Here is a 19,988-nt window from a genome sequence, read left to right on the forward strand (position 1 = left end):
AACGTCGATCTTCAGGTCGACGTTCCGCGGCGCCCAGTCCGGCACCACCGAGCCGTAGGTCCACCCGGCGTCGTCACCTCCAGCCACGACTCCCCCTATCTCTGACAGCGCCCATACACAGACACACTGATTATTCCTCCCAGACTCTCCCATGACCCCGTAATGGCGGCATCGGATGGGGTCGAGGAGTGACGTCCTCGGGGAGTGATGCGTCCTAGGATGCGGGGCATGCCTGGAGTGGAGTCCACGGACGTGCTGTACGAAGAGCGACGATCTAGCGACTCGCCGGACTCGCCGGACTCGCCGGAGCGAATTTTGGGGACCCGAGCACGGTTTGCAGCCCCTGGACCGTTCCTTGCTCCCCAGAACTCGGCCGCCCCCGGGCTCCGGGGGCGGACACTGGACGGAGATCATCGTCTCGTGAGCACCGAGCTGATCGATCTGTCGGTACCTATCGTGACCGGCATGCCCGTCTACCCGGGGGATCCCGAGGTCGACGTGTCACCGGCACTGACCGCGGCCGAGTCCGGCGTCAACGTGCAGCGCCTGCACCTGGGATCACAGACGGGCACGCATGTCGACGCCCCCTTCCACACCGACGACTCGCTGCCCAGGCTCGACGAGGTTCCGCTACAACGTTTCACCGGACCCGCGGTTCTGCTGGATGCACGGGGCTACGGCCCACAGGCAGCGATCGGCCCGGAGGTGCTGTCGGGCCCATTTACCCGCCCGTTTCCCCACGATGTCGTCGTCCTCATCGTCACAGGATGGTCCGTCCACTGGGGCCGCGACGGGTACCTACGACATCCCTATCTCGCGCCGGACACCGCGCGGGCCCTCGTCGACGCGGGTGTCCGGACGGTCGGTATCGATGCGCTCAGCGTTGATCGGACACCCGGACCGGGGCAGGATGTCAGTCTCGCGGCCCACCGGATTCTGGGTGGGGCCGGTGCCGTCATCGTAGAGAACCTGACCAGTCTCGATCGACTTCTCACCGCCCGGGCGAACGGGCAGCCCATCCACATCGCCCTGTTCCCGATTCCGCTCGCCGGAGCCGACGGTGCCCCGGTCCGGGCAGTCGCAAGCGTCGGCCCCGCGGATCAGCTCCCCACCGCGTGCCGTCGCAGCAGCGGGTCGAGTTCGCCGGACGTGTCCCCCACGACGTTCCCGCCCGCCGGTGACGCATCGGCCGTCGGCCCGGCCGGCGTCGCCGTACCCGAGGGCATGATCCCGGCGGGAGCCACCAGCCCACCGTGCGTCCCCGGGGGATTGACCTGCACCCGGCCGGGGCGTGAGGTGGTCGAGCGCGTGCCCACGCGGGGCGCGGGCCGGATGGCCGGCCGGGCCGAGGCCACGTCCCCACCGGCAACGCCGTCAACGCCGGTCTCGCCGTAGCCCGTCTCGGGGTACCCGGCGAACCGGGCGAGATCGTCCCCTTCCGCGTCCTCGTCCAGCCCCGGCTGGCCGGCCACCAGAGCGCCGAGGTCGATCGTCTCGGCGCCGGCGATCGCGAGCTCCTCGTCGGTGAGCTCCTCCACCGGCTGCTGACCAACCTGCTCCGCCAGGGGGTCCGGTCCCGGCTGGCGCTGCCGGTAGGCGAAGGAGGACCCGATCGGGGGCCGCCGACGCCGGGCGGCCCGCTCGGCCTCGATCCGCCGGTCTACCGCCGCACGCGCGGCGGCCAGCCGCCACGCGGTCTGCGCCGACCGGCGAAGATGAACGAGGTACGCGCCGAGTACGGCATCGACGAGGAACTGCCCAGCGATCCACAGCCCGCCGAGAATGGCGGCCAGCACGATGCTCACCGGAAGCAGGACGAGCAGGACGAGCAGGCGCTGCCGACGCACCCGCATCAGGGCGGCACCCTCGGCGTCCGCCCGGCGCTCGGGACCGCGCGGAGGAACATCCGCCCGCGGGTCGTCGGGGTGCGCACCCGACCACTGTGGGCGGTTGGGGCGTCCGTCCTCCGAGCCCCCGCCCTCCGGATCCTCGCCAGCAGACCCGCCGCCGGATAGCAGCGCGCCACCGGTCGAAGCGTCCTCGATGATCGGCATGCCGGACGCGATGGGCATCCCGGGGACGACCGGCTGCCCGCCGGGGGCTCCGGCCTCCCGGGACGGCCCGGCGGACACCGAATCCCCGAGCTCCGCGAGGTCGACCGGTCCATCGAATTCCGCGTGCGACATTCCCGTTCCTCCCACGGTGAAGACGCCGTCATGATCGCCGCCGAAACGATCGATGACGGCATCGCCCCGGCCGGGTAGCCGTCGGGAGAGCACCCGCCTCGCAACCGTGAAACGCTCGGTGGACCGCTGCTGCGCCGTCGTGTCGTGACGGCGCAGCCACATCGGGATCAGCACGAATCCCCAGACCGCGACGATCGCCACCCAGATCAACGCGCTCATCGGACCACGCCTGCACGACCCTGGTCGATCCCATCATCGACCATCATGATCCCGCCCGCCCCTATACTCCCACCCGATCCTGTGGTTACATTGTCAATTTCGCGAGATCTGTGGTCTCCGTGGTGTTCACCGCTCCCGGAGAGAGGGAACACCACGGGAAACGTGTCCCACCCACCACCCACCGGACACACACCATCCGCGGCGAGCGCGGCGGGCGCGGGCGCTCTGACCATGAGGAGCCTCTTCTCGACACCAACGATTGCGATTTCGTAGTCGACGCTAGTGAGCGAAATCCACGTGGTCACCGACCCGGAGCCCGCGTGTCGCATCCGCAACTGGATGGGTGATGGTGGATGTGTGGTCGTCAAAACGCACCGCGGACCCCCCCAGGACCGCATCTGACCTATGGAAGCCCTTGTAGAGAGCATCGACATCCGGTCAGGACCTTCGCTTTGTCACCGGATTGAGATCCGGAACGACGGGCGGTGACGAGAAGGGACTACGTCCGGTAACCGACACCGTCCCGGTGCCGGAGTGGAACGTGTCACGCGAGCCGTGGATCCAGGCATCGTTCTCAGGCGCGGCGGCACCGTCGGGCGCGGCACCGTCGGGCGGCGCGGCGGCCGCTCAGGGCCGGCTGTACCGGGTCTCCCGCCAGCGGTGCACCAGGCCCTCGGGGACGTCCTCGGTCGTCAGCGCGAATCCGATGTGGTCGCGGTAGCGGCCGTCGATGGCGAGGAAGTGCCGGTGCAGCCCTTCCTCGCGGAAGCCGAGCTTCGCGAGCACCCGCCGGCTCGCGGCGTTCTCCGGGCGCACATTCGCTTCCACCCGGTGCAGCCCGACCGGCCCGAAACAGTGGTCAACGACGAGCGCGAGCGCGGTCGGCGTGATGCCTCGACCGGCGTACTCGCTGTCGATCCAATAGCCGACCTGAGCGCTGTTGAACGCCCCGCGCACGATCGTGGACACGGTCACCTGACCGACGAGCCGCCCCTCGAAGGTGACCGCGAACGGCAACGTGGCGCCGAGCCGGGCCTGCTGGCGCAGGCGGTGCCACATCTGACGGTAGATCGAGAGGGTCTGGCGCTGCTCCCAGGTCTCGCGGACCATCATCACTCCGGGTGGGGTCGCCTCCCACGGCGCCAGCCAGTCGGCGTTGCGCAGCCGCACCTCGACCCACGTGGAGGCGTCACGCAGACGAAGCGGCCGCGCCTGGACCCGTCCGTCGGTCAGGACTGCCGGCCAACCCGGAGCTCCCACCGTCGCGCCCTATCCGGCGTCGGCAGCATCGGCAGCGACTGCGGCTGGGGCAGCGCCAGGGGCTGTGGCGGGGGCGGCTGCGGCGGCTGTGGCGAGGCCCGCGGACCCCGCGGCCGGGTGCCCGTGGTCGTCGGCCCCGCGCAGCTGGGCGACGGCATGACCCACCACCCCGGCCAGCACGCCCAGCCCGTCGCGTACCCCACCGGTCGAGCCGGGAAGGTTCACCACCAGGGTGGCGGCGACGGTTCCGACGAGCCCGCGGGAGAGCACCGCCGCCGGCACGGTCTCCCGACCCGCCGCGCGCAGCGCCTCGGCAAGTCCGGGCACGGCCCGCTCGATCACCTCGCGCGTCGCCTCGGGGGTGACGTCGCGGGGACCGAGGCCGGTGCCACCGGTGCTCACCACCAGGTCCACGCCGTCGGCGACGGCGGACCGCAGCGCCACGACGATCTCATCCCGCTCGTCCGGGACGATCGTCGCCGCGCCCACCTCGAAACCGAGTTCGACGAGCCCGGCGACGAGCAACGGGCCCGACCGGTCGGCATAGATCCCTCGGTACGCTCGGTCGGAGACGGTGATGACCCGGGCCCGGGCACCCGCGGGAAGGTGGCGCATGCCACTCATTCCGCGGACCCCGCGCCCGGCGGGGGGGGCGGCAGGCCAGTCTCCGGAGCGTCCCCCGGTCTTCGCGATCACTCGCACCCCGGTCAGCTCCGCGGCGGGATCCACCGCCTTGACCATGTCGTGCAGCGTGAGCCCGGCGACGGCGACGGCGGTCAGCGCCTCCATCTCGACGCCGGTCCGGTCCGCCGTCCGGACGGTGGCCGTGATCGCCACACCGTCGTCCCGTACGTCCAGCTCGACCGTGACGCCGGAGATCGCGATGGAATGGCAGAGCGGAACGAGATCAGGCGTACGCTTGGCCCCCATGATCCCCGCGACCCGGGCGACTGCGAGGGCGTCGCCCTTCGGTACCCCCTGCCCGCGCAGCAGCGCCACGACCTCGGGAATGACCCGCAGCATCCCGGTGGCGGTCGCGGTACGGGCAGTGACGTCCTTCGCCGACACGTCGACCATGCGGGCCGCGCCGCGGTCGTCAACGTGAGTGAGCCGGGCTGCGGTCACCAGGGCACCGATCCGGCGGCCCGGGCCGCGGCCGCGTCCCCCCGGCAGGCTTCAGCCCGCGAGCCGAGGTCCGGGGCAGCCAGGTCCGGGGCATCGACGTCCGCAGTGTCCGCAACCGCCCAGGCCATGCCGGAGAGAATGGCCCTCAATCCGTCCGGGAGCAACAACGCCGGCAGCCGGCTGCCCGCCGACACCTCGGTAACCTCCTCAGGAATAATCAGCAACGCCTGCGCTCCCGCTAGCGAGGTGAGCTGATGTGACCCCTGCCCGCCGGCCAGCTGGGCGACGGTGGCGGGTTCCAGGCACCCGCCGCCCCCGCTCCGCTCCAGCCCCACCCGCAGGAAGGACCTCTTCCCGAGAGGGGAACGCAGGTCGGATCCGACGGTCACGACGATCCTCGGGAGCCCGGTGCCGGCGAGACCGCGCATCCGTTGCAGGGCCGGGCGGACGAACAGCTCGAACGAGACGAGGGCGCTGACCGGGTTCCCCGGCAACGTGAAGACCGGCACACCGTCGACCAGGCCGAAACCCTGCGGCTTGCCCGGCTGCATCGCGACCCGGTCGAACCGGACGGTCCCGGTCCGCGCGAGCACCTCCTTGACGACGTCGTACGCCCCGACGCTGACGCCACCGGTCGTCACCACGGCATCCACGTCGGGAAGCACCCCGTGCAGGGCTGCGGCGAAGGCGTCCGGCTCGTCGGGCACCCCGGCCAGGCGGCGTACCACTGCGCCGGCCTCCCGTGCCGCGGCGGCGATGCCATGGCTGTTCGAGTCGACGATCTGCCCGGCGCCCAGCGGTGTACCGACCTCGACGAGCTCGGTCCCGGTGGACAGCACCGCCACCCGCGGCCGGGGATGCACCGGCGGGCGGGCCACGTTGACCGCGGCGAGCAGGCTGATCTGCGCGGAGCCGATGATCGTCCCGGCGGGGAGCACCAGGGCGCCCGGGGCGACGTCCTCCCCCGTCCGGCGGATGTGCAGGCCACGGCGCGGCGCCCGCTGGACCGCGACGGTCTGGCAGCCACCGTCGGTCCACTCGAGCTGGACGACCGTATCCGCTCCCGGGGGCAGCGGGGCCCCGGTCATGATGCGTACCGCGGCGCCGGGGACCAGCGCGGCCGGCGAACCCGGACCCGCGGGGACGTCGCCGATGACCGGCAGGGAGACGGGAGTGGCCGCCGACGCCTCGGCCACGTCGGCGGCCCGGACGGCGTACCCGTCCATGGCCGAGTTGTCGAACCCGGGAAGCGCGACCGTCGCCCGGACGTCCGCGGCGAGCACGCATCCGTGCGCCTCGTCCAGCCTGGCCTGCCGAGCGCGGGTCGGCCGCACCGTCGCCAGGATCCGCTCGAGGTGTTCATCCACCGAAGTCATGGACGCCCGTCCATTTCTCTGCCCTTCGATGCACCACCCGTCGCGCGCCGGGTCCGGCATCACCCAGGCTACGGCCGTCGAAGCCCGGGCACCTCTTACCCGCAGTTACCTTCGGGTACCTCCAGCGGTCGGGACGGGGCGCATCCGCTCCGGGCCTCCCGGTCCGAACGGCGTGCCGCGACCGCCGGGCGCTGGCCGGTTCCAGAAGCGTTCCGGTCCTTGCCGGAGTCGTCACCGGAGTCGTCGCCGGAGCCGTCACGGCCTACCCGAAGAGAAGCCAGCACATCCCGAGACCCTCAAGCGATGAAGCGGATAAATTTGAAAAATATGGATAAATTAGGACAATGCTGCCTTCGGGCCGCCGGACGCGACATACTCCTCGATCCACGGGTACAGCTCGGGGCCAAGGTCGGCGCGCTCGCACGCGAGCCGGATGACGGCCTTCAGGTAGTCCACCCGGTCGCCGGTGTCGTACCGCCGACCCGTGAAGACCACCCCGTGCACGGGCTCAGCGGCAGTGTCGGTGTCGGTGCCCCCCGCGGCACCGGCCGGTTCGGCCGCCCGTAGCGCCAGGATCCGCAGGGCGTCGGTGAGCTGGATCTCCCCGCCCCGTCCCGGCTCGGTCCGCCGCAGGACATCGAAGATCGTCGGCGAGAGGATGTACCGCCCGATGATCGCCAGATTACTCGGAGCCTGCGCGACCGGTGGCTTCTCGACCAGGTCACGGATCCGCACGATCCCGTACCGGTCGTCGGCACCGGTGCCGGTACCAGTGCCAGTGCCAGTGCCAGTGCCGATGGACTCCACCGTGACGACGCCGTAGAGGGAGACCTGATCCTCGGGCACCTCCATCAGTGCGATGACGCTGCCCCCGAAGCGGCGCTGCACGGCAAGCATCTCCTCGAGCAGCAGGTCCCGCTCGTCGATGAGATCGTCACCGAGGAGGACGGCGAACGGCTCGTTCCCCACGTGCGCCGCCGCGCAGAGCACGGCATGACCGAGCCCACGCGGCGACTGCTGGCGGACCGAGTGGACCTCGGCCAGTTCCGCCGACGCCCGGACCCGACGGAGACGAAGATCGTCGCCCTTCCGTTCGAGGGCCGCCTCGATGTCCGCCTCACGATCGAAATGATCCTCGATCGCCTTTTTCGTGCGGCTTGTGACAAGCAGGACATCACGCAGACCGGCGCGGGACGCCTCCTCGACGACGTATTCGATAGCCGGCCTGTCGACGACCGGCAGCATCTCCTTGGGGACGGCCTTCGTCGCCGGCAGGAAGCGGGTCCCCAGACCCGCGGCTGGAATTACCGCCTTCGTTACTGGCATAGCCGAAACCTTAGTCGGGTCCGTGAACACGGGCACCGCCCACGGCCCCGGCACAGGCAATGCACAGCTCACGGCGGCCGCCGGTCCCGCCCGCCGCTCGCCCGGACGTGCGCCGCGGGTCCGAGAACGAGCCCGCGGCATCTCGTGCCACCCGATCCACCACCGACAACACCCCTACCAGTAACTGGCAACACCTCTACCAACCAACAATATCACTACTGGTTAGTATAAATGCCACAATTTGTAACCTGAGAACCCTCCATCCAACATCACGCCCACGTTCACGTGTCGTATGCCGCGGCAACCCGCCCGCTGGCGGCCAACCTGCGGGAGGCTGTCAGTGTGCAGTGGAATGACCGGCCTCCGGGTGATCTCAACGAAGAGCTCACCGTCGAACTGACGATCCGTCCGCATCCCGGACCGGTGTCCGAACTCGGGAGTCGGCCAGCAGACCCGGGGCGTGCCCGCCCCCGTCACGGCGGTGTCGACCGAACCCCCGGCGGCTGCCCCGAGGCCGGCGAGGCCAAGGCTCGCCTGCGGGCCCGGCTGCTGATACAGCGCCGCGCATCCATGGCCCTGCGTCGGGGCTCGCTGTCCAGGTCGGATGCGTCCCGACTGGCCAACCGCATCCAGCGGCTGCGCGAGGTGGAGGCCGCGCGGTGCGTGGCGGCGTATGTGGGGCTGCCCGGCGAGCCGGACACCGCCGAGCTGCTTGATCGACTGCTGGCTCGCGGGGTGCGGGTGCTGTTGCCCGCCCTGCGCGCCGATCTCGATCTGGACTTCCGGGAGCACGTCGGAACACTGGTGCCCGGCGCGCTGGGTACCCGCGAACCACCGGCGGCGGCACCCCGCGGGGTTCTCGCCGAGGCCGACGTGGTGATCATCCCGGCGCTCGCGGTCGACCGGGCGGGCCGGCGTCTGGGGCACGGTGGGGGCTCCTATGACCGGATGCTGGCCCGGGTGGGCGCCGACGTTCCGGTGATCGCCGTCCTGCACGACCAAGAGGTTCTGGATGAGGTCCCCACGGAGTCCCACGATCACAACGTAAAGATCATCATCACGCCGAGTCGTACGCTACGGTGCGAACCAACCGACGGCACCGGGGAACATCTCGGGCCCTCTACAAGCTAAAGTTGGCAGTCTCCACGTCAGAGTGCCAACTCCGGGAGGAGCACGTGCCTACCTACCAGTACCGCTGCACCGACTGCGGGCGTGACCTTGAGGTCGTACAGAGCTTCAGCGACGTATCACTGACGGAGTGCCCAGCCTGCGCCGGGCGACTTCGTAAAGTGTTCGGTTCGGTGGGCGTGGTGTTCAAGGGCGGCGGCTTCTACAAGAACGACAGCCGGTCCAACTCCTCCGGCGGGTCCGCGCAGCACCGTCCCAAGGACATCGGTGACGCCACGGCCACGAGCAACGGCAGCGAGGCGGCATCCGGAGGGAGCACCAACAGCTCCGCCAGCTCGGACTCGTCGTCCTCGACCTCGTCGGGCGGCACCGCCACGGCCTCCTCGACGACGTCGACTCCGGCCTCCAGCACCGCGGCGGCCTGACCAGCCGCTGGATCCGCCCAAGGCGTCCGGGCGTCTCGGCCTGGACGCCTTGGGCATGCCCGGGCACGGAGTACCCAGCTCCTCCCCGCCGCGGCTCACCCACCGACCCCCGGATGCGGTGACCGGGAGATGCCGGAGAGGTTTTCCAGATCTTGCGTCACACCATGGCCTTGGAAGCCATCTCTTCATGCCCGGCTACAGCCAGCTCAGAGTTCGGACTTACTCATCTAACGGAAGCCCTTCCGCCCCACTGGCGGCGATTTCTGGCCGCCCTGGACCGGCCACGCCACCGGACGGCCCGGAGCCCTGGTGCCGGCCAGATCTGACCTGATGCGGTGACCTCGGCCGATGGCCGGGACGCCTACTGTTTGCGCCGCCGATAGTGCTCCACGATCCAAGCGTCTACCTCTCGCTTGCGCCAAACCCGGGTGCCTTTGGCACCGCTACCCATCGGCGCGTTGATGACCTGCAAGGGCGCCGGAAACCGGGAGTCCTTGCGTGTCCAGTAGTCCACCGCCTGGCGAGTGATCTTGAGTTGGAACGCGATGTCCCCGATGCCGACCAACTGCTCACCGTCGTCCACGCGGAACATCGTAACCACTTTGCTCTTCCTCAAGAACCTCGCTAGGGTCTAATTTGCTGATCAGCAAATAGGCAAATAGACGGAGGAGGAAACCATGCCCCCCACCCCTCGCCGCCTGGATGAGGTCCGGGCCCTGTTAGACCGGGACGAGGACTACGACGAAGATCCGGTCGGCGATCCACCGATCACGGTGAGCCGCTACCGGGCGTCGATACGGGCGGTTCTGGCCGCCCGGGTGCCGGAGCCCGGGATACTTGCTTCTGCCTGGTCCCAGCGGGAGACGGATGCCTTCCTGGCGGGAAGTCGAGCGACCCTGCGCCTAGTCGTCGAGATAATCGGGCACGCCTTGGCGGCGGCACCCAGTCGAGACGGCAGCGGCGGCGTAGATTGACCGGCGGCGAGCGGGCGGCCGAGCGGCCGGGTGGCCGCCCGCTCGGGTAGCATGCCGGCGGCCATCGGGAGTAATAAGCGCACTCCGGGCAGCCCGCCGAACGACGGCCGGCCCTAACCCGTACCCGGCCGGAGTCCGATCCGGCATCCAATCCTGCAAACGATTCACCCGACGCACTGTCGGGATCGCGACACCAGACCGCGACACCAGACCGTATCCCGCGCCGGAACCTCGGTTGCGAACAATCTGCGCCACACGAGGGGAAGATCATGGGCGCTACAGAGCCGCGCGACGACGAGCTGTTCGACGACGAACGCGAGATCGGTTGGGGTGACGAGTCATTGTCCGAGGAAGAGGACCCGGCCATCGAACGGCTCCTCGCCGATCTTCCACCGCACCACGTCGACCGCTGATCCGGCGGCGAACCCACTCGTCACCACCAACCCCCGCCACCAGGGCGAGAAAGTGCACCACTCGGCACTTTCCAGGCGCAATTATGAGGCGCCGGGTGCGGTTTGCCCGGAACGATCCGTGCCGGGTACCCGTCCAGCGGGGCGGCATCTGCGCAGTTAGGCAGGACGTGGACAGGCAACCCGAACCTGTCCTGGAGGACCCGCGCCACTGATACCGCACGGGCGGAGAATTCTCACCCACGGTGATGATCGTGGGACCTGTCACCGCCGGGAGGAGCATCGGTTCGAATTCCAGTCAGCGGTTGGCGCCACGATCTCACCGAATCCCGATCCGACGACCGGCACCGGCCCGGGTACCGTAGGGGGGTACCCGGACGGGAAGGCGCGATGGATGCACGGCTACACCAACACCAAGGACGATTACACCGCTCGGCTTCGCCGCATCGAAGGCCAGGTCCGGGGGCTACAGCGCATGATTGCCGAGGACAAGTACTGTATCGACATCCTCACCCAGGTCTCGGCGGCGACCCGGGCGTTGCAGTCGGTCGCCCTCGGGCTCCTCGAGGACCATCTGGCGCACTGCGTGACGCACGCCGCCGCCGAGGGCGGTCCGGTGGCCGACGAGAAGATCCGGGAGGCGTCGGCCGCGATCGCGCGGCTCGTTCGGTCCTGACCACGGCGGTTCCGGTGAAGGCGGTTCCGGTAAGACGACGGACATCGCTCTCGAGGTTCGTCGAGGTCCCGGGGTCGGGTGCTGCGCCGGTCATCCTCGCCTGTTCACCGTCACGGAATATGCCTCCTGGATCTCGCAGGTTACGCCAGATGCCGGCCCCGGACCGGGCCGTCCGGATGGCGTCGGCCGGGTAGCGTCGGCCGGGTGACGAGCGAGACCGACGGCACCGCGGTGCCCGCCGACGGTGCGGTCGACCGCACCGTCGGTGCAACGGATCTGGCTGGACGACCGGTCCTGGGCCGACGTCACGCGCGGATGGCTACGCGGCGCCGACCAGCTATACGAGACCCTGCATGCCGAGATCCCCTGGCGACAGGGAACCATGTGGCGTTACGAACGCCACGTCACCGAACCACGGATGAGCGCCTGGATCCCGCGGGGTCAGCCGGTCGCCTTTCCCGCCCTGCTCGACGCCTACCGGACCCTGCGGCGGACCTACGGCGTGGAGTTCGACGGCTTTGGCCTGTCGCTGTACCGGGACGGAGCCGACGGCGTCGCCTTCCACCGGGACCGCGAGATGCGCTGGCTCGACGACACGGTGATCGCCATCCTCACCCTCGGTGCCCGGCGACCGTTCCTGATCAAGTCCCGCCACCTGCCGCCCGGCCGACGGATCCTCGACGACCCGGAGGCATCCGGCGCTCGCGACCTCTCCCCGGCCGGCGGTGATCTGATCGTGCTGGGAGGTCGGGCCCAGGCCGACTGGCTGCACGCGGTGCCCAGGGTCCGGGAGCACGTCGCCGGACGCATCTCGGTCCAGTGGCGATGGACGTCCCGGACGGGCCGCCCGGAACAGGGCCCCGGTTACGGCGCCGCGCGCCACTTCTCGCGATAGCCGGCCGGGTCAGTCACAGGGCGGGTCGTAGCGCCGGTGACCGAGGTAGGTCCGCCACTGCTCCCGATTGATGCGGCCCTCGGCCCTGGCACAGATCTCGTCCTCGGCCGCGAGCAGGTCGAGCTGCCAGAGACGGACGGCGTCACCGGCCACGCCGGCGAGGACGCCCTCATGTCCCAGAGGTCCGAAGACCGTCGCCGTCGGCGCGGTGCCGACCGGCAGGGTGGCCCGCTGCACCGGCCGGGACGGTGAGCGCATGTCCCAGAGGGTCACCTGACCGGCCGGGGTACTGACAGCGAGGACCCGCCCGTCGGCGGAGAGCGCGATCGAACCGGCCTGGCCCGGTCGGCTCGCGATGGCGGTGAGGCGGTGCAGTCCCCGGGGGCTGTCCAGCCCATAGATCTCCGTCAACGAGCCGCCGTCGGAGGTACTCGCCACAGCGAGCCACCGGCCGTCCGGGCTGGCGAGGAGCTTGCGGACAGTGGCGGCCGCGGTCAGGTGGGCCCGGCGGCGCGGTTGCCCGGCAGCGGTCACATCCCAGACGGAGAGATGGCCTGCCCCCCCGACGGCGAGCGAGTCGCCGTCGGGCGTGAAGGCGAGGCTGGTGACCTCCGCCGGCTGGGGCAGTTCGGCGAGGGCGCGAGGATTCTGCGGGTGGCTGATGTCCCAGAGACGGACGACGCGATCGGCACCCGCCGAGGCCAGGGTCCGGCCATCCGCGCTCACCGCGACGCTCGCCACCGTACCCGTGTGTCCCCGCAACTCGGCGAGCAGACTCACTCGCTGACCGATTTTGATCGCCGACTGAAGGTCACCGTCGTCCGTGAGCCCGGGCTGGGCCAGCCGCCATAACCGGATCACCCGGTCCGTCCCCGCCGTCACCATGGTCGTGGACGCCCGCACCCCCATGGCTGGACCGGATGCGGGTACCAGCGCGACGGCGAGCAGGCCCTTCACCATTGCCGCCAGGGCGATCCCGGCCGCGAGGGGGCTGCGATCTCCCGTGGCTGCGGCCACCGCGGGCAGGTCGGTAACGTGACGCACCCGGCCAGGACCGATGATGCTCCACACCGACCCGCCGAAGTCACCGATGATAATTAGATATCGACCATCCGGGGTGATCAGCAGATCGCGGATCGCTCCCGTCGCCGGCCCGATCTGCCGGACGCTCGCATTGACCAGCGCCTCCGCCGCGGCCGAGGTCGGAGCCGTGCGGTAGGCCGAGACGGCGAGTTGACCGGCGAGATCCGGTTCCCGGTCGAGAAGGCGCATCGCGCCACGGGCCGCCTCGCGCGACGTGGCCGCCGCGCTGCGCTCCCGCAGCGTATCGACGATCACAACGGTCGGGAGGACGAGCACCGAGGCCGCCACGCCAATCGAGAGCACGCGTCGGAGCCACCCGCGGTCCAGGTGATCCCGCGGTGACGATGATGACGATAAGGCGGAGACGTTCCCGGTTTTCTCCTGGACGTGGCTTGCGCGCGCGCTCGCGGCCGCGGTGGGCTGTGGGGCAGGCGCACCGGCCACGGAGGCCGACGGACCGGGAGACGACGGACGCATCCGCGGCTCTGCTCCGGTACGGACGGCGCTGAGGGCGACCGCGGCGGCCGGCGGGACGGCCGTGATCTCCGCGGCCGGCCCGGCCCCACGTACCGCCCTGGTCTCGAGCACGGCCTCGGTCTCAGTCGCGGCCTCGAGCACGATCTCGAGGCCGTGTATGGCACCGATGGCAGGGGCAGCGAGGTCGCTCGTGCCTACGACCTCCGGTTTCGACTCGGACTCGGCCGCCCGCCTCGTCTGCACCGGGACCGGCGTCTCGATGACACCCGCCGGCAGGGCGAGACGCCGGGTGGGCTCGACCGCAGGCTCCGCCTCGCTGCTTCGTGTCGGATGGGCCACCAGCTGTTCGAGCAGTTCGGCCGCGGCCGGCCGGCGCTTCGGGTCCTTGCGCATCGCCGCCGCGACCAGCTCGCGCAGCTCCGGACTGAACACGGACAGGTCGGGTTCCGCGTAGACGGCCCGCTGCAGCAGGACCCGGGGCGTTCCGGCACCGAATGGCGGCTGGCCGGTCACGGCGAATAACAGCACGCTGCCCCAGGTAAAGACATCCGATGCGACGGTGGCGGTCTGTCCGAGAACCTGTTCGGGCGTTATGAACGCAAGTGTGCCGATACCGGACGGCGGTCCGCCCGGATTATTCATGCTTACCGCATTCATCGCTCGGAAGAGCCCGAAGTCAATCAGCCGCAGCCTCCGCTCGGAAAGAACCACATTGATAGGCTTCAGATCGCCGAGGAAAATTTCCGATTCGTGCAGTGCGGCCAGAGCCGTCGCCAGCCCGACGGCGAGCCGGTGGGTGTCCGGTCCGGACAACGCTCCGCCGTCGGCGACGGTTGCGGCGAGAGTCGGGGCGTCGATGAACTCCGCGACGACGTAGGGGGGGCGAGCGCCCGTGTCGAGGTCGAGGATGGCGGCGAGGCAGGACGGCGCCAACCGGCGGATGTTGTCGAGGTCGACGCGCAGGCGCCGACGGAACTCTGTGTCCCGCCCGAAGGGCGCGGTGATCGTCTTGACGAGGACCGGACGCGCCTCGCCGTTACGTGCAAGAAACACCGGTCCTGTCCTGGCGTCGACTAGCTTCCGTTCAACTGTATACGGACCGATAGTCTGGAGATCAGTCCCAGTGAGCCCAGGGAGGTTGCGCCGGGATATCGCCATATGACGAAACCTCCTACGACTACACAAACCGGCCGTGCCGGCACGGCGGCGGATCTGGTCGACAAATTCATGTTATCGGCGCGGGCCATGGGCCGGGCGCCCCCTTGTAGTGGTCGAGCAGCCGCACCCACGCCATCCCGCATAATGCTGGCGGGAGGCCGGCGCCCGCCGGCGGGCGCCGGCCGGCGCCGTGGACGATCAGGCGTTCGTCGGCCGAGCGAAGGGCTGCAACCGAGCGACGAGTCCGCGGACCTCGGCCCCGGCCGCCGCGAGAGTCTCCTCGGCGGAGCTGCGGCCGCTGCCCTCCAACAGGACGTCCAACGCAATCAGCCGCTCCGCGATCTCCGTCATCAAATCAAAGTCGCGAACACGCTGGTGGACCAGCTCGGCCAGCCGCTCGTTCTTCTCGAACAGCTCGACGAAGACGCTGACCTTGGCCCGGAGCAACCAGGGGTCGAAAGGCTTCGCGATGTAGTCGACCGCGCCGACAGCGTAGCCGCGGAACGCGTGGTGCGGCTCGCGGTCGATCGCCGTCAGAAAGATGATCGGAGTGTCTCGGGTACGCCCCCGTTGCTTGATCCGGTGCGCTGTCTCGAAACCGTCCATCCCCGGCATCTGGACGTCCAGCAGGATCACCGCGAAGTCGTCCACCAGAAGACGCTTGAGAGCTTCCTCACCCGACGACGCCGTGACGAGATCCTGATCCAGCGAGGCGAGAATCGCCTCCAAGGCCATCAGGTTGTCCGCTCGATCGTCGACCAGCAGGATCTTGCTGCGGGGCCGTTCCGTGCTCGGCCCACCTTCGCCGTCGACGGAACCGCTGGTCCGCTCGGTCACCCGCCTGCCTCCTCCTTCGCGATCGCCCTACCGACCCGTGGTGGGCGTCGCCACCCCTCCACGATCACTGATCGCTCCCGACGGCATCTCACCGCCCCACCGATAGCCACCCGATGCGCACCATACGCGATCTGATCAATACAGATACGACCGCATCACCCCGAGGAGATGGTCCAGATCCACGGGCTTGGTGATGTAGTCGGTGGCCCCGGCGGTGATGCTCTTCTCCCGGTCTCCCGGCATGGCCTTGGCAGTCAGCACCAAGATCGGAAGATCCGCGAACGCCAGCATGTCACGGATCATCGAGGTCGTTTCATTGCCGTCCATGCCCGGCAACATCACATCCATCAGCACGAGGTGCACGGGCGGGGTGTCCTGCTGCAGCATACGGATCGCATCATGACCGTTGTCGGCGTAGAGGACCCGCATGCCGTACATCTCCAGCGCACTGGTGAGCGCGAAGACGTTGCGGACGTCGTCGTCGACGACCAGCACCGTGGCATCGACCAGGGGATCGGATCCTTCCGATCCCTCGGTCAGCGGGCGGCTGGCGGACTCGGTGGACTCGGTGGACTCGGTGAGGAACGGAGTCCCCACCGTGACGGGCTCGCTCGGCCGCCAGCGCGAGGTGAAGGCCGCCGAGCCCTCCGCCGGCCCGCCGGCCGCGGCGGACCAGTGGGCGCTGCCGATTCCACCCGTGCCCCCGTGCCCGGCGGTTCCCCCCGCGCCGGACCCGGAACGGGTCGGGGACGGGGTCGGCGGGGTCGGGGACGGGGTCGGCGGGGACAGGGTCGGGGTCGGGGACGAAGGTACGAGTGCCGTCGTGCCGAACCGGTCCGCGTCGGGGCTCTGCCATCCGTTCGCGGGCCCGGCACCACGGCCGGCGGACGCGGGTCCGCCACCCGCTCCCGCGTCCACCCTCTCACCCGACCGCCGCCCAAGGTACTGGCCCGACGGATCGACGATCATGAGAACGTTGTCCGGCTCGCCCGGCGTGACCCCGAAGGACGGCATCTGCGCCGGCGGGGCCGACGGCAGGTAGAGGGTGAAGGTGCTCCCACGGCCGACCACGCTGGAGACCGCGATGGCGCCGCCCAGCAGGCGGGCGATCTCCTTGCTGATCGACAGGCCGAGCCCGGTGCCGCCGTAGCGACGCGACGTCGTGCCATCCGCCTGCTGGAACGCCTCGAAGATCATCCGAAGCTTCTCGGCGGCGACCCCGATTCCGGTGTCGGTGACCGCGAACGACAACACCGTGCCCGCGGAACACAGGCTCGGCGAGAGGAAGGGCAGATCCGACCGGGCGACGGTGACGTCGAGCCGGACGGTGCCGGTGTCGGTGAACTTCACCGCGTTCGACAGGAGGTTCTTCAGCACCTGCTGGAGGCGCTGCTCGTCGGTGACGAACTCGGCTGGCACGTCGGGAGCGAGGTTGACCTGGAATGACAGGCCCTTCTCCTCCGCCACGGGGCCGAAGACCCCGGCGACCGCGTCGCAGAGCGCCGCTGTGCGCACGGTGGTCGCATCGACGTTCATCTTCCCGGCCTCGACCTTCGACAGGTCCAGGATATCGTTGATCAACTCGAGCAGCTCGGAACCGGCGGAGTGGATCGTCTCGGCGAAGTCGATCTGCTTGCGGGAGAGGTTACGGTCCGGGTTGTCGGCCAGCAGCTTGGCGAGGATGAGCAGACTGTTGAGCGGCGTGCGCAGCTCGTGGCTCATGTTCGCCAGGAACTCCGACTTGTACTGCGACGACAGCGCCAGCTGCTCGGCCTTCTCCTCCAACCCGATGCGGGCCAGCTCGATCTCGTGGTTCTTCTCCTCGAGCAGCGCCGCCTTCTCCTCGAGCTCGTTGTTCGTCCGCTGCAGCTCGACCGACTGCGAACGCAGCTCTTGGGTGAGCCGCTGGGACTGGGCCAGCAGCTCCTCCGTCCGAGCGTTCGCCATGATCGTGTTCAGCACCACCCCGATGGTGTCGACGAGCTGGTCGACCAGGGTGAGGTGCAGCTCGGAGAACGGCGAGAACGAGGCCAGCTCGATGACGCCGAGCACCTGGTTCTCGAACACGACCGGCACGACGACCAGGTCGCACGGCGGCGCCTCGCCGAGTCCGCTACGGATGTTGAGGTAGCCGGCGGGTACGTGCTCGACCCGGATACGGTCGCGCTCCAGGGCCGCCTGCCCGATGAGTCCTTCGCCGAACAGGAAGGTGCCGTCCGAGCGGCGCCGGGGCACCGAGCCGTAGCCGGCGACGTAGCGCAGCTTGTCACCCTCGATGAAGTCGAGCAGGTAGACCGTGCCCTGCTGGGCGTTGACCGCGGGCGTCATCTCACTGATGATCATCTGGCAGACTGTGTAGAGATCGCGCTGGCCCTGCATCTTGCTGCCGATCCGGGCCAGGTTGGACTTCAGCCAGTCCTGCTGGGCGTTGACCTCGGTGGTCTCGCGCAGTCGCGCGATCATTTGGTTGATGTTGTCCTTGAGCTCGGCGACCTCGCCCTCGGCCTCCACCGAGATGGACCGGGTCAGGTCACCGCGGGTCACCGCGGTGGAGACGTCGCCGATCGCCCGCAGCTGGATGGTCAGCGTGGACGCCAACTGGTTGACGTTGTCGGTGAGGTCCTTCCACGTTCCGGCGACTCCGGCTACGGTGGCCTGACCGCCGAGCTTACCCTCGACGCCGACCTCCCGGCCCACCCGGGTGATCTCCGCGGCGAACGAGGAGAGCTGGTCGACCATCGTGTTGACGGTGTCCTTCAGCTCAGCGATCTCACCCTGCGCGGTCACGGTGATCTTCTGGCTCAGGTCGCCGCGGGCCACCGCCGTGGTCACCAGCGCGATGTTGCGGACCTGGCTGGTCAGGTTGCCCGCCATCGAATTCACCGACTCCGTCAGGTCCCGCCACACCCCCGACACCCCGCGCACATGCGCCTGGCCGCCCAGGTTGCCCTCCGTGCCCACCTCACGGGCGACCCGGGTCACCTCGTCCGCGAACGACGACAACTGGTCCACCATCGTGTTCAGGGTGTCCTTGAGCTCCAGGATCTCACCCTGGGCCGCCACGGTGATCTTCTGCGACAGGTCGCCGCGGGCGACGGCGGTAGCGACGAGCGCGATGTTGCGGACCTGGCTGGTCAGGTTGCCCGCCATCGAGTTCACCGACTCGGTGAGGTCTCGCCACACCCCCGACACGGCCCGCACATGCGCCTGCCCGCCCAGGTTGCCCTCCGTGCCCACCTCCCAGGCGACCCGGGTCACCTCGTCCGCGAACGACGACAACTGGTCCACCATCGTGTTCAGGGTGTGCGCGAGGCCCGCGACCTCACCCCGGGCGTCGACGGTGATCTGCCGGGTGAGGTCGCCGCGGGCCACGGCCGCCGCGACCTCGGCGATGCTGCGAACCTGGGTGGTGAGGTTGCCGGCCATGACGTTGACCGAGTCGGTCAGGTCGCGCCAGACCCCGGAAACACCCTTGACCTGTGCCTGGCCGCCTAGCTTGCCCTCGGTGCCGACCTCCTTGGCCATCCGGGTGACCTCGTCGGCGAACGCGGAGAGCTGGTCGACCATCGTGTTGACGGTCGATTTCAGTTCGTGGATCTCGCCGCGGGCGTCCACGGTGATCTTCTGACTCAGATCACCCTGCGCAACCGCGGTGGTAACCTGAGCAATGTTGCGGACCTGACTGGTCAGGTTGCCCGCCATCGAATTCACCGACTCGGTGAGGTCCCGCCATACCCCCGAGACGCCCTTGACCTTGGCCTGCCCGCCCAGGTTGCCCTCCGTGCCCACCTCGCGGGCGACCCGGGTCACCTCGTCCGCGAACGACGACAACTGGTCCACCATCGTGTTCACCGTGGTGCCGATCCGCAGGAACTCCCCACGCACCGGCTGGCCGGCGATCTCCAACGCCATGTGCTGGGACAGGTCCCCCTCGGCCACCGCCGCTATGACCCGCGCCACCTCGTGGGTCGGCCGGGCCAGGTCGTCGATGAGGGAATTCACCGCCTGCGTCATGTCGGACCAGCCGCCGGGGCTGCCCATGTCCTCCATCCGCAGGGTGAGCCGGCCGTCACGGCGGATCACCTTGCTGACCCGGGCCAACTCACGCGCGTGGCGCTCCTGGATGGCGGCCAGCTCGTCGAACTTGCGCACCACGTCACCGGCGTAGCCGTCCCGCGCCGCGAGGCGGGTCGAGAAGTCGCCCTCGCACAGGCGGGTCAGCCCGTGCAGGAGATCCGCGATCAGCTCGTCGGCGGCGGCCATCGGCGCCCGAGTGTCGTTCGCGGGAAGGGATGCATGGGGCACGATGGTCGCGGTAGCGTCACCGCCGGGTGCATCCAGATCATGACGAGCCGAGGGTTGCGGGTCGTATGCGGGGCTCATTGGTCTCCTACCTGAGCTCGGTCGACACGATCGTCCCGGATCCCGGGCCG

General features: G+C 69.6%; 16 protein-coding genes and 2 pseudogenes. 7 read left to right on the plus strand and 11 right to left on the minus strand.

Going from position 1 to position 19,988, the window contains the following annotated elements:
* Positions 1-465 precede the first annotated feature (465 nt).
* Positions 466-831 (plus strand): annotated as a pseudogene (locus AC08OT_RS05915) (cyclase family protein); the annotation flags it as partial.
* Here AC08OT_RS05915 and AC08OT_RS05920 read toward each other — a convergent pair.
* From AC08OT_RS05920 to AC08OT_RS05945, 6 genes are all read right to left on the minus strand, one after another.
* Positions 799-1,023, minus strand: a complete 225-nt coding sequence (locus AC08OT_RS05920; protein ID WP_476592902.1) for a hypothetical protein — start codon at positions 1,021-1,023, stop codon at positions 799-801. The pseudogene AC08OT_RS05915 and the gene AC08OT_RS05920 overlap by 33 nt on opposite strands.
* A 77-nt stretch (positions 1,024-1,100) precedes the next feature.
* Entirely contained in the window at positions 1,101-2,405 is a 1,305-nt protein-coding gene (locus AC08OT_RS05925) for a hypothetical protein (RefSeq protein ID WP_476592900.1), read from the minus strand.
* 627 nt (positions 2,406-3,032) lie between these two features.
* Entirely contained in the window at positions 3,033-3,665 is a 633-nt protein-coding gene (locus AC08OT_RS05930) for a GNAT family N-acetyltransferase (RefSeq protein WP_476592899.1), read from the minus strand.
* A gap of 9 nt (positions 3,666-3,674) precedes the next feature.
* Entirely contained in the window at positions 3,675-4,742 is a 1,068-nt protein-coding gene (moaCB, locus tag AC08OT_RS05935; protein ID WP_476602612.1) for a bifunctional molybdenum cofactor biosynthesis protein MoaC/MoaB, read from the minus strand.
* Between the two features lie 44 nt (positions 4,743-4,786).
* Positions 4,787-6,166 (minus strand): molybdotransferase-like divisome protein Glp, encoded by a 1,380-nt coding sequence (gene glp / locus AC08OT_RS05940; protein WP_476592898.1) that lies wholly within the window; start codon positions 6,164-6,166, stop codon positions 4,787-4,789.
* Positions 6,167-6,502: 336 nt separating this feature from the next.
* Positions 6,503-7,492 (minus strand): UTP--glucose-1-phosphate uridylyltransferase, encoded by a 990-nt coding sequence (locus tag AC08OT_RS05945; RefSeq protein ID WP_476592897.1) that lies wholly within the window; start codon positions 7,490-7,492, stop codon positions 6,503-6,505.
* 285 nt (positions 7,493-7,777) lie between these two features.
* Here AC08OT_RS05945 and AC08OT_RS05950 point away from each other — a divergent pair, with 285 nt between their 5' ends.
* Both AC08OT_RS05950 and AC08OT_RS05955 read left to right on the plus strand, forming a co-directional pair.
* On the plus strand, positions 7,778-8,623 hold the full coding sequence (locus AC08OT_RS05950) for a 5-formyltetrahydrofolate cyclo-ligase (RefSeq protein WP_476597029.1): 846 nt from the start codon (positions 7,778-7,780) through the stop codon (positions 8,621-8,623).
* A gap of 44 nt (positions 8,624-8,667) precedes the next feature.
* Positions 8,668-8,760: pseudogene (locus AC08OT_RS05955) on the plus strand (FmdB family zinc ribbon protein); the annotation flags it as partial.
* Between the two features lie 62 nt (positions 8,761-8,822).
* Here the strand turns inward: AC08OT_RS05955 and AC08OT_RS05960 are convergent.
* Positions 8,823-9,032 carry a hypothetical protein gene (locus AC08OT_RS05960; protein ID WP_476592895.1) on the minus strand — a complete coding sequence of 70 codons (210 nt, stop codon included), beginning with the start codon at positions 9,030-9,032 and terminating at the stop codon, positions 8,823-8,825.
* A gap of 374 nt (positions 9,033-9,406) precedes the next feature.
* A complete protein-coding gene (locus tag AC08OT_RS05965; protein WP_173645797.1) occupies positions 9,407-9,637 on the minus strand; it encodes a hypothetical protein in 231 nt (76 codons plus the stop codon).
* Between the two features lie 85 nt (positions 9,638-9,722).
* On the opposite strand from AC08OT_RS05965, the gene AC08OT_RS05970 reads away from it, so the two are divergent.
* The 4 genes from AC08OT_RS05970 to AC08OT_RS05985 all read left to right on the plus strand — a co-directional run bounded on the left by AC08OT_RS05970 (position 9,723) and on the right by AC08OT_RS05985 (position 12,000).
* Positions 9,723-10,019 carry a hypothetical protein gene (locus AC08OT_RS05970; protein WP_476592894.1) on the plus strand — a complete coding sequence of 99 codons (297 nt, stop codon included), beginning with the start codon at positions 9,723-9,725 and terminating at the stop codon, positions 10,017-10,019.
* 269 nt (positions 10,020-10,288) lie between these two features.
* A complete protein-coding gene (locus tag AC08OT_RS05975; protein WP_476592893.1) occupies positions 10,289-10,432 on the plus strand; it encodes a hypothetical protein in 144 nt (47 codons plus the stop codon).
* Between the two features lie 391 nt (positions 10,433-10,823).
* Positions 10,824-11,105 (plus strand): metal-sensitive transcriptional regulator, encoded by a 282-nt coding sequence (locus AC08OT_RS05980; protein WP_462187547.1) that lies wholly within the window; start codon positions 10,824-10,826, stop codon positions 11,103-11,105.
* Positions 11,106-11,349: 244 nt separating this feature from the next.
* A complete protein-coding gene (locus AC08OT_RS05985) occupies positions 11,350-12,000 on the plus strand; it encodes an alpha-ketoglutarate-dependent dioxygenase AlkB (RefSeq protein WP_476592892.1) in 651 nt (216 codons plus the stop codon).
* A 9-nt stretch (positions 12,001-12,009) separates the two neighbouring features.
* On the opposite strand, the gene AC08OT_RS05990 is transcribed toward AC08OT_RS05985, so the two are convergent.
* The 3 genes from AC08OT_RS05990 to AC08OT_RS06000 all read right to left on the minus strand — a co-directional run bounded on the left by AC08OT_RS05990 (position 12,010) and on the right by AC08OT_RS06000 (position 19,938).
* Entirely contained in the window at positions 12,010-14,718 is a 2,709-nt protein-coding gene (locus AC08OT_RS05990; protein ID WP_476602607.1) for a protein kinase domain-containing protein, read from the minus strand.
* Between the two features lie 198 nt (positions 14,719-14,916).
* On the minus strand, positions 14,917-15,555 hold the full coding sequence (locus AC08OT_RS05995) for a response regulator (protein WP_476592890.1): 639 nt from the start codon (positions 15,553-15,555) through the stop codon (positions 14,917-14,919).
* Between the two features lie 135 nt (positions 15,556-15,690).
* A complete protein-coding gene (locus AC08OT_RS06000) occupies positions 15,691-19,938 on the minus strand; it encodes a hybrid sensor histidine kinase/response regulator (protein ID WP_476602608.1) in 4,248 nt (1,415 codons plus the stop codon).
* Positions 19,939-19,988: the final 50 nt, after the last annotated feature.

Source organism: Frankia sp. CgJB1 (genome assembly GCF_977947065.1).